Raw genomic sequence first — 10,092 nt, forward strand, 5'->3', positions numbered from 1 at the left:
TCAGATGTATTCCTGCAAGGATTGTGGTAGACAATTTCAAGGTGGTCTGCGTATAAATAATATTTCTCTATGGAACGACTATCTGACGGCAAATCGAACGATATCTGATCTATCCACTCTTTATAAATGTTCAGAGCGAACCATACGACGTAGGTTGAGCTTAGTAGTAGATAGCTTTACTTCTACTTACCCCCAAATCTGCAGTAATAATATTGGATACAACATACTTTTCCAGAACATTTGGTGTGATGCTGTTTCAGGATGCTTCATCAGGAAAAATACTTTATCGCAAGTTTGTCAAAAACGAAACTAACAGAGATTATCTTGATGGACTTCGGTATATTGTGGAGTGTGGAACCATGATAAAAGCAGTGGTGTGTGATGGGCATGTAGGACTTTTACAAGTTATAAGTTTCTGTCCCGTACAAATGTGTCAATTTCACCAATTTTAGATAGTTAGAAGACTCCTTACTAACAACCCACATTTGCCTGCAGGCGTTGAACTGTTGGCATTAATGAGAAGGATGTTCTCTATGAGAAAAGAAGAGTTTATAACCGCTTTTGATAAATGGTGTGATAAATGGAAAGAGTTCCTAAATGAACGAACTCTCCTAATCTCGGGTAAGACAACACACAGAAGACTGAGAACGGCAAGACGTTCTATTAAGACACATCTGCCATGGCTCTATACGTGTGAGGAGCATCCGGATATGCAAATACAACAAACCTGTTGGAAGGATTTAACTCACAACTTAAAAGAGCACTGCATAATCATAATGGATTGAATGAAGCTAACAAGAAGAAGTTTATAGATGGATTCATAAATACAAAAAAGTAGACTAGAATAACCAGCCTACCAAATGTCCATTACTAAAACCCGAGAGGTTTTCAGCCTACCAAATGTCCATTACGCCCAGAAATTCAAATAATCCGACCTCTCAAGTCATTCCCTTCGTCCTTTCATGGATTCTTTCTCCATCCAACATCAGCCTAAGTAAGACACGAGAAAGAAGCAATCTACATGAAACAAGATAATCTCTATCTTACTTTATAACCCTCATATCGCTTATTGACAATAAGGATAAAGAAGGGTTGTGTTGAATAACTCTGCTTCGTTCCCTGCTTTAAATCATAGGTCAAAAGCAATTCCTTCTTACCAACCTCGCTGAGTGACAAAGGTCGGAGGTCTGTTTTAAGACTAGTCTTAGGCATGATATAGGCAACAACAAAACTCTTATTAAAGTCAATATGAGTAGGTTCTCCACCTTTACCCATAAATGCAGCCTCACCAAACTGCCGCTCAAACTCTGCCTTCGAAGTAATTTTTAGAATTACAGGCTTTGTTTCGTCACCAATATGGAAGTAGTTCCGCGCCTCAACAAAGGCTACTGGTTTACTCTCCTTCAAACTCTTCTGACTCGTTACACATGATGACAATAACACCAATGCAGCACTAAATGCAATTAAAAGTCTCTTCATCTCTATTTTTAATATCATTTAATTTCTAAAAAATTAACCCTATGTATCACTACAAAAAACATATGCGAAACACGTGCCAAAGGACTGACAAACTGCCAAAACATACCATTTTCTATCACAAAAGTAACCATTTAATGGACACAAAAACACATTTATGCACTTAAAAGAGGTTAATATTCTGGCTGGCACAAGCTTTGTTAATACTAATCATAGGCAGAGATTTCATCTTTGACTGACATTATAAACACATTAAAACATCAATTATATGGCACATGGACATGATGTTCTCCACATGATGGAGGGCAATAGTTACAAAACAAAAGAGGATTTGGTAAAAGCAATCATAGAGCACTTTGGACCAGAGGAGGAATTCCACACTTGCTCTAGAGAGGGTATGAATGCAACAGAACTAGTTGATTTCCTCACCGAACGAGGTAAATTTATGCCTGCAACAGAGGGCTTCACGGTAGATACAACAAAGATTTGTAATCATTAAACATAGGCTTTTTAGTATAGAACAAACCATTTAATAAAAACAAAGAAACATGATAAAAATATATGGAATGAGCACTTGTCCGGATTGTATTGCCGTCGACGAGCATGTAAAGGGAGATAGCCGTTATGAAGTAATTGACATTGGTTCCCACATACGATACCTCAAGGAGTTCCTTCGCCTACGCGATAATAGCCCTGTATTCGACGATGCGAAAAAGCATGGATATGCTGGTGTCCCTTGCTTCCTACTTGAAGATGGCACCGTAACATTGTCTCCTGAAGAGGCAGGAATCCATCTTGATGATGCACCATCGGCAGCTTCTTGCCGACTTGATGGCTCTGGTTGCTAAGCAAAACAGACTTAACAACAATCGTTTATATATAATGAGGGGAGGCACAACTGCAGTTACCTGCTATTATGCCTCCCCTTGACTGTCGACAGACAGTCTAATGTGTCTCTCCTGAACAATAATCAATCTAACCTTAATGACTTGATTATCTCTATTGTAACAATCACTAGTTATTTAATCAAAAGAAGACTGAGAAAGTAGTACACCACTACTCATTCCCTATTAGTCTACCATTGCATTGCAAATGTACGATAAATAGTTGATAGTAATGTAACGATTTCCGAAAAGATTGAAGAGCCTCTCTTCTTTTTGACATACATCAACATTTCAACCGCAGAAAATCAAGTTTCTTAGATATAATTAACCGTTTAATATATAACTATCAAGCCTTTATCGTTATTACATATTAGTCCTATTAAAAGCAAGAAAAGCTATTTTTAAAAACAAGACAGCAGTTATCTGTCTGCAAATAAGCAGTTACATCAAAGGCTGAGAACCAACCTATGAAATAACTGCTCCTACTTTGCTATCCTATTGTAAGAACCTACTTGTCAACAACTAGATAATCCCATTCAATTCGTCGGGAACCACAATAGAGTCGCAATGAACCTGTGCCAATTTCTCTAAACCATGCTTGGTAATATGAAATCGTTGGCATCTTCCATCTTCCGAACAAGCCCGACGACGAATAAGGGAGTTCCGTTCAAGTGCGGCAATCACCTTAGATGCATTCGAACGAGTCATCCCCATTTCGTCAGCAATCTCACCTGCTAACATCGGATTAGGCTGTTCGGAGAGCAAACAAAGTAGTGCCGCTTCATTGAGATTCAGCCCCACACGTTGTTGCAAGTCGGACTCAAAGGCTGTTACAAGGCGTGAGAGTTCCCGAATCTTACGAACACATTCACTATTCATGCGCCCTTTCTGCGTTACTTACTTTAGCAAGGTTGACTTGATAACCTCCTCAAATTGAGGCTTATTCATCGCTCCTGTCTGCATTGTAGGCTTACCTTCTTTAGGGATAAAGAGCAATGATGGGATTGAACGAATACCAAAGAGCGAAGCCAATTCAGCCTGTTTATCAACATCAACCTTATATACATCGATCTTACCTTCATAGTCTCCTGCTACCTCCTCAAGTATCGGAGCAGTTGCTTTACAGGGTCCGCACCATGTTGCATAGAAGTCTATAATAACTGGTTTATCGCCTTTGAAAACCCATGATTGTGGGTTCTTCTCATAGTCCATCACCTTCTCTTTGAACATCTCAGCTGTCATTTCTGTTACATTCATACCTTTTTCCTTTCCTTCATTTTGGTTATTTACATTTGTTTCTTTTGTTGCTTTGCCAGCAACAGTACTATCATCTGTCTTCTTAGCAGGCTTGTTATTTGCAGAACATGCTGTCATTCCTAAGATCATGATGGCAAATGCTAGTGTCGAGATACGCTTCATTTCCTTTTTACAATTATCTATTTTTATTATTACTTAAAGGTTTGATAAAACCTTATTGGATTATTCTTTCAATATTGTTTCCTATGGAAAACGATGCAAAGATACGCACTTTTATCAATAAGACCAAATTTCCTTTGGAAATTATTAAACCTTAACAATATCGCACGTGAGCCTTATTTTTGTTAAAACTAGCACTTTGCTCCTCTCCACATAACCAACACTTGGAACATTAGACATTATTTTTTGTACCTTTGTAAACAATCAATCTACTTGGTTGTTAGCACCCTCTTCGTGCCAAACTAAGGTGATAAAGAACTAAGATCATAAATCGTAAATCATAAAAACATCATTCGCATGAAAAGAATTATCTTATCTCTTGCTTGCACAATGGCTTCTGCAACAGGCTTAGCACAGCAAGCGCTCGATTGGAACAAGGCTCCTCTGGCATCACCAGTGGTAAATGCTGATAAGTCAGTAACCTTTAATGTCAATGCACCTGAGGCCCAAAAGGTGGAGATTGTGGGCGACTTTCTACCTATAGAAAAGGTGAAAACACCACAAGGAGAGTACGACCGACAAGGTCCACAACTCTTAAAAAAGAACGAAAAGGGCGTTTGGTCCTTCACTTCTACCCCTCTCCAACCCGAGTTATACACATATAATATACTGATAGATGGCGTCAAAGTAACTGACCCACTGAACGTTTATGCAGTTCGCGACATCGCTAGTACCTTCAGTATCTTTATGATTGATGGGGGCGTCAATGGCTTATATCAAGTGAAGGATGTACCTCATGGCACTGTTACTAAGACTTGGTATAAGAGTCCAAAGGCTAATATGACACGCCGATTAACCATTTACACACCTGCAGGATACGAACAAAGCAAAGAGAAATATCCTGTTCTTTACCTCTTACATGGCATGGGAGGCGATGAAAATGCGTGGTCGGAACTAGGTAGAGCAACGCAGATTATGGATAATCTCATCGCTTCAGGCAAGGCGAAACCCATGATTGTTGTAATGACAAATGGCAATATCTCGCAGGAAGCAGCACCCGGTGAGACATCCGAAGGACTAAAGGTTCCATCCTTACAACTACCTAAGACGATGGATGGAAACTTTGAGTCTGCCTTCCAAGATGTGGTTAATTTCGTTGAACAAAACTATCGAGTAAAGGCGGACAAAGCGCATAGAGCCATCGCTGGTTTATCAATGGGTGGGTTCCATTCATTGTACATCTCTATCAATAACCCTAACTCTTTCGATTACATCGGATTGTTTTCTGCAGCTGTCAAACCCCATCAGAAGGAGACTTCTTCACCGCTATACGAGGATACAAATAGCAAGGTTGACAATCTCTTCAAAGGCTCTCCTAAACTCTTTTGGATAGGTATTGGCAAGGCTGACTTCCTATATAATGAGAATGAGAAATTGCGTAATTACCTTGATTCCAAGCATTATCCTTACACCTACCTAGAGACTGATGGCGGTCACATCTGGCGTAACTGGCGCATCTATCTAGCAACTTTCGCACAACAGTTATTCAAGGATTAAATATCAAGAGAACCTCGCTTCCTATCAAGGAAACACCCTTCTCCATTTGAAGAGGGCGTTTCCTTGCTATGAGAAGAACCTCCCTTTGATGTGAAGAAACGCCCTCTTCAAATTGAGGAGGGCGTTTCTTTCATTCTACTAAAAAGCCTCCCCAAGCCCTTCCGATGGAGGGGATGTTATTCCCAAAAGCTCTTCTTTGATTCAAAAATACAATTATCTATAATCCCACTAACCATCTTCTCTTATCCTACTAGCAGTCTTCACGCCCCTCTCCATTCGGAGAGGGGATGGGGGTGAGGCTTCTTCTCTATTTCAAATGATATATATGAAGTTTACTGGTGGGCATTTTATACCTCCCAACTAGCTTCCCTTTCCCCCATAATAGACCAGTGGAGAGGATCATTAGTAGAAGCCAATGAGCGGGCAAAATAATGATGATTAGATTCAAATTAAACCTTAGCAGCGTTTCAAGTATCGTTTATCAGGAATTGTCGTAACGCCTATTGAGGGTTATAAAAGAGCTTATCAGCAGTCTAAAAAACAAAAGAAGGTGTGCCTCACGACATACCTTCTCTCTCGTTTCTAGTCATTTTATCTATTCGAGCCTCTTGTCGGATTCGAACCAACGACCCCGAGATTACAAATCACGTGCTCTGGCCAACTGAGCTAAAGAGGCGGGTGGACAAGCGATTCCTATCGCACCGCTACAACCTTCTACCCTTGCTTTGTTCCCAACCTGGGGGATTTGAAGGGAGCTGGTCGTAGGAGACTTGCCCGTATGAAGCTCTCTCCTTACTTGGAAAAAGCGCTGCAAAGGTACATAAATTATTTATAAATACGAAAAGAAAGAACACCTTTTTCGCTTTTTAACAAATAATCTTAATTTTAGGAAGGAGGCACCTTATATATAATAAATAATCAGTAATTTTGCAGTATGACACACGATGAACTCAAACAATTATCGGCGTATTCTCGTTACGACGGATTCTATCTTGCAATCCTTTGGGTTGCTAGTTTCGCCTGTTTATTATACTCTAGTTCCCTTCCAATATTGGGTCAGTTCTATACGATATTGCTCTTTTCTACCCCCTTCTTTGTGGCTTATCGGTTTAAAAAGTTCCGTGAGGAAGGGCGCAATGGGGTCATTTCTTTCAAGCGCGGATTGTTTTACTGCCTTCGAGTTCACTTCAATGCGGCACTCATCTTCAGCCTTCTTCAATGGTTGTATATGAATTATGTCGACAACGGAAGGTTGTTATCTATCCTTACAACTGTCTATTCCACACCACAAGCAAAACAGATGTTTACAACCATGAACGTATCTTACAATGATATAATTCGGCTCCTTTCAATGATGACGGAACCGGCTGTCTTGGCTGCAAATAGCTTTATTTCTGCAGTGGTATTCGGCGTTTTCTTATCATTAATCATTGCTGCATTAATGATGAAACAAGTACCCTCCTCTAATTCAAAACAATATTAATCCGAACATAAACAATGGATATTTCCGTTATAGTTCCTCTATTTAATGAGGAAGAAAGTCTACCAGAATTGCACGCATGGATACAACGCGTGATGAATGCCAACGGCTTCTCTTATGAAATAATCTTCGTCAATGACGGCTCAACTGACAATAGTTGGGGGATCATAGAAGAGCTTCATCGCAAGGACGAGCACGTTCATGGCATTAAATTCCGCCGTAACTATGGTAAGAGTCCAGCCCTATATTGTGGCTTCAAAGCGGCTAAAGGCGATGTTGTCATTACAATGGATGCAGACCTACAAGACTCTCCTGACGAGATTCCAGGGCTCTTCCGAATGATCACGGAGGATAAGTTTGACCTCGTAAGTGGCTATAAGCAGAAGCGTTACGACCCGTTATCTAAGACCTTACCAACTAAGCTTTTCAATGCAACGGCACGTAAGATTAGTGGTGTACATAACCTCCATGACTTTAATTGCGGACTAAAGGCTTACCGCCGAGATGTGGTGAAGAACATCGAAGTTTATGGTGAGATGCACCGTTACATCCCCTATCTTGCCAAAGAGGCAGGCTTCGCTCGTATCGGAGAAAAGGTGGTTCACCACCAGGCACGTAAGTATGGTAAGTCTAAATTCGGCATTAATCGATTCTTTAATGGGTATCTCGACTTACTCACCTTATGGTTCTTGACCAACTTTGGAAAGAAGCCTATGCACGTCTTCGGACTGCTTGGTTCCTTCGTATTCTTTATTGGCTTCATTGCACTCATTAGCCTACTTATAGAGAAAACAGTGATGCTCTTCAATGGAGAATATGGTGATTTGCTTTCAAATCACGCCTCTTTCTATATTGCCTTGACCGCTATTCTCTTGGGTACACAACTCTTCCTTGCTGGTTTCATAGGCGATTTAATCAGTCGAAGTAACCCTCGACGCAATGATTACCAGATAGAGAAAGAGATGTAAAAAACCTACTGATGTAATGCAAATGATGATAAATGACAAATATGCGAAGGCTAGCATAACGAGTAAAAAAGGGCTAAGAGTAATGCTCCTAGCCGTTTTCACTTGTTTGACAGCAGGTGTATTCCTCTCTTTGACAAGCTGTTCTGATATTGATTGTGGCGTTCACAATCCCGTAATGGCTAATTATGTCTTACAGGGCGACAGCCTTCGTGACACATTGACCATCAGTGCTCTTCGTGACGGAAAGGCTGATACTATATTGATTAACAGCCTTATTAAGACTTCAAAATTCAGTCTGCCGATGAGCTACGGAGGTGCACAAGACCGCCTGCGGTTCGTCTTGACCAATGCAGCAGGGCTATCTGTCGTTGATACCATCACGATAAGTAAGACTAATATTAGCCACTTTGAAAGTGTCGATTGTGCCCCTGCTTTTTTCCATAAACTTACTGCCGTAAGTACAACGGGACGTGCAGTTAGTCAGATAAACATCAATAATCCCAACGTAGACTACGATGGAACGAAAGAGAATATATACCTTCGTCTTACTCAGCATTAGTCTGTTTCTCCTTCTGCCAAGTGTTGCCCATGCACAACGAAAGCAAAAGGTGCAACCCACAAAGCCTGATACTGTGGCGTTCTTCAGGGGTGCTGCCGTTGGAGTTGACGTCGTCGGCCCCGCAATGAAGGCGCTCTCTTCTTACGGACAATACGAGGCTTTGCTACGAGTAAACCTCCAAGATAAGTATTACCCAGTGCTGGAAATCGGTGTGGGAGAGGCTAATAAGACGGATGATAACACTTCGACACAATTTAAGACACGTGCTCCTTATGGTCGTATAGGTATCGACTTCAATCTTCTAAAGGACAAACATGATGCCTATCGTGTGCTGGCTGGAGGACGAGTAGGCTATACAAGCTTCAAATATGACGTTTCGGCACCTGCCGTGACGGACCCTATTTGGGGCAACCAAGTGCCTTTTGGTGGTACAGGTGTGCGTTCGCACCTTCTTTGGATAGAGGCTTCTTTCGGTGTAGATGCCAAGATTTGGGGACCAATACGTATGGGTTGGAGCCTAAGATATAAGGTTCGTGCCCATCAGAAAAGCAACGACTTAGGTGATCCATGGTATGTACCTGGCTACGGGCGAGGCGGTTCTTCAACGCTCGGAGCCACATTTAATGTTCTTCTCGAACTATAATCAACCAACTAGCAAATGCCCCTTTCAACTCTAAAATGACCATATTACGATTATGAAGAATAAGAAACTATATTGGCAAATACCCTTTCTTTTGGTGCTGCTCATCGGTTCCATCGTCATTGTGAGGTGCCAACATGATATGCCCTATCAGCATAATACGGGTTTTATCTTCGGCACTGTCTATCACATCACGTACCAGAATGATGAAGACCTGCAGCCTGAAATAGATGCAAAACTTAAACGCGTCAACCAGACCTTCTCAACTTTTGAGCCTTCATCAGTCATCTCGCTAATCAATCAAAACAAACCCGTCAAGGTTAATGAGATGTTTGAAGAGGTGTTTACACTCGCTCAACAGGTGTCTAAGGAGACCAATGGTGCATTTGACATCACGGTTGCGCCAATGGTAAATATGTGGGGCTTCGGCTTCAAAACAGGTGTTCATCCATCAAAGGAGAAGATTGATAGCCTGCGACAAATCGTTGGTTTTAATAAGGTGAAACTGGTTGGTAACACCATACGAAAGCAAAACCCACGTATCATGTTGGACTGTTCTGCAATCGCAAAGGGCTATGGCTCCGATTGTGTTGCACGTTTGCTGGAACGAAGGGGAGTAAAGAATTTCATGATAGAGATAGGTGGTGAGATCGTTACTAAGGGCAACAGCGAGAAGAGATTGCCCTGGCATATTGGTGTAACAAAGCCTACTGACGATAGTGTGAACGTCAATCAAGAGTATGAGGCGGTACTGAATGTGACCGACCGAGCCATGGCGACGAGTGGAAACTATCGTAACTTCTATTATAAAGGAGGTAAGAAATACGCGCACACTATCGACCCTAAGACTGGATACCCCGTCCAACACTCTCTCCTTTCGGCTACTGTTCTAGCCAAGAACTGCGCTACTGCGGATGCTTATGCCACCTCCTTCATGGTGATGGGCATAGAGAAAGCCAAGCAGTTACTCGATCGTCACCCTGAGTTGATGGCGTATTTTATCTATTCAGATAGCAAAGGAAAGATGCAAGTATGGTATAGTAAAGGTCTCACCCCAGCCCAATAACAGCCTCACCCCTGCCCCCTCTCCGAATGGAGAGGGGGCAGGGGTG

The 10,092-nt window shown here is 41.6% G+C and carries 11 protein-coding genes, 1 tRNA gene, 1 other RNA gene and 1 pseudogene; 9 read left to right on the forward strand and 5 right to left on the reverse strand.

Features of this window, described 5'->3' with window-relative positions; translation table 11 throughout:
• The first annotated feature begins 4 nt into the window (after nt 1-4).
• Nucleotides 5-838 (forward strand): annotated as a pseudogene (locus tag HMPREF9969_RS13175) (transposase).
• A 200-nt stretch (nt 839-1,038) separates the two neighbouring features.
• Here the strand turns inward: HMPREF9969_RS13175 and HMPREF9969_RS04570 are convergent.
• On the reverse strand, nt 1,039-1,479 hold the full coding sequence (locus HMPREF9969_RS04570; RefSeq protein ID WP_009434678.1) for a hypothetical protein: 441 nt from the start codon (nt 1,477-1,479) through the stop codon (nt 1,039-1,041).
• A gap of 265 nt (nt 1,480-1,744) precedes the next feature.
• On the opposite strand from HMPREF9969_RS04570, the gene HMPREF9969_RS04575 reads away from it, so the two are divergent.
• Together HMPREF9969_RS04575 and HMPREF9969_RS04580 are read left to right on the forward strand one after the other, a co-directional pair.
• Nucleotides 1,745-1,975, forward strand: a complete 231-nt coding sequence (locus tag HMPREF9969_RS04575; RefSeq protein WP_009434680.1) for a YecH family metal-binding protein — start codon at nt 1,745-1,747, stop codon at nt 1,973-1,975.
• Nucleotides 1,976-2,024: 49 nt separating this feature from the next.
• The gene (locus HMPREF9969_RS04580; protein WP_009434675.1) at nt 2,025-2,324 is read left to right on the forward strand and encodes a hypothetical protein; all 300 of its coding nucleotides are present in this window, start codon (nt 2,025-2,027) and stop codon (nt 2,322-2,324) included.
• 558 nt (nt 2,325-2,882) lie between these two features.
• Here HMPREF9969_RS04580 and HMPREF9969_RS04585 read toward each other — a convergent pair.
• Together HMPREF9969_RS04585 and trxA are read right to left on the reverse strand one after the other, a co-directional pair.
• Nucleotides 2,883-3,239 (reverse strand): MarR family winged helix-turn-helix transcriptional regulator, encoded by a 357-nt coding sequence (locus HMPREF9969_RS04585; RefSeq protein WP_009434682.1) that lies wholly within the window; start codon nt 3,237-3,239, stop codon nt 2,883-2,885.
• An 18-nt stretch (nt 3,240-3,257) separates the two neighbouring features.
• Nucleotides 3,258-3,779, reverse strand: a complete 522-nt coding sequence (gene trxA, locus HMPREF9969_RS04590; protein ID WP_036895040.1) for a thioredoxin — start codon at nt 3,777-3,779, stop codon at nt 3,258-3,260.
• 354 nt (nt 3,780-4,133) lie between these two features.
• Here trxA and HMPREF9969_RS04595 point away from each other — a divergent pair, with 354 nt between their 5' ends.
• The gene (locus HMPREF9969_RS04595; protein ID WP_009434686.1) at nt 4,134-5,333 is read left to right on the forward strand and encodes an esterase; all 1,200 of its coding nucleotides are present in this window, start codon (nt 4,134-4,136) and stop codon (nt 5,331-5,333) included.
• A gap of 602 nt (nt 5,334-5,935) precedes the next feature.
• Here the strand turns inward: HMPREF9969_RS04595 and HMPREF9969_RS04600 are convergent.
• Together HMPREF9969_RS04600 and ffs are read right to left on the reverse strand one after the other, a co-directional pair.
• Nucleotides 5,936-6,009, reverse strand: a tRNA-Thr gene (locus tag HMPREF9969_RS04600).
• A gap of 3 nt (nt 6,010-6,012) precedes the next feature.
• An RNA gene (gene ffs, locus HMPREF9969_RS12290) (signal recognition particle sRNA small type) lies at nt 6,013-6,109 on the reverse strand.
• A 158-nt stretch (nt 6,110-6,267) separates the two neighbouring features.
• Between ffs and HMPREF9969_RS04605 the strand changes: the two genes are divergently transcribed.
• The 5 genes from HMPREF9969_RS04605 (at nt 6,268) to HMPREF9969_RS04625 (ending at nt 10,046) form a co-directional block, all read left to right on the forward strand.
• Nucleotides 6,268-6,816 carry a DUF4199 domain-containing protein gene (locus HMPREF9969_RS04605; RefSeq protein ID WP_009434683.1) on the forward strand — a complete coding sequence of 183 codons (549 nt, stop codon included), beginning with the start codon at nt 6,268-6,270 and terminating at the stop codon, nt 6,814-6,816.
• Nucleotides 6,817-6,830: 14 nt separating this feature from the next.
• Nucleotides 6,831-7,781: a glycosyltransferase family 2 protein gene (locus HMPREF9969_RS04610; RefSeq protein ID WP_009434685.1), complete on the forward strand. Its 951-nt coding sequence runs from the start codon at nt 6,831-6,833 to the stop codon at nt 7,779-7,781.
• Nucleotides 7,782-7,863: 82 nt separating this feature from the next.
• Nucleotides 7,864-8,340: a DUF6452 family protein gene (locus HMPREF9969_RS04615; protein ID WP_009434679.1), complete on the forward strand. Its 477-nt coding sequence runs from the start codon at nt 7,864-7,866 to the stop codon at nt 8,338-8,340.
• The gene (locus tag HMPREF9969_RS04620; protein ID WP_036895042.1) at nt 8,297-8,983 is read left to right on the forward strand and encodes a DUF6048 family protein; all 687 of its coding nucleotides are present in this window, start codon (nt 8,297-8,299) and stop codon (nt 8,981-8,983) included. The genes HMPREF9969_RS04615 and HMPREF9969_RS04620 overlap by 44 nt, the downstream gene beginning before the upstream one ends.
• Nucleotides 8,984-9,035: 52 nt before the next feature.
• Nucleotides 9,036-10,046: an FAD:protein FMN transferase gene (locus HMPREF9969_RS04625; RefSeq protein ID WP_009434684.1), complete on the forward strand. Its 1,011-nt coding sequence runs from the start codon at nt 9,036-9,038 to the stop codon at nt 10,044-10,046.
• The last annotated feature ends 46 nt before the right edge of the window (nt 10,047-10,092 follow it).

The sequence above is a fragment of the Prevotella sp. oral taxon 306 str. F0472 genome (genome assembly GCF_000257925.1).
Classification (GTDB): domain Bacteria; phylum Bacteroidota; class Bacteroidia; order Bacteroidales; family Bacteroidaceae; genus Prevotella; species Prevotella vespertina.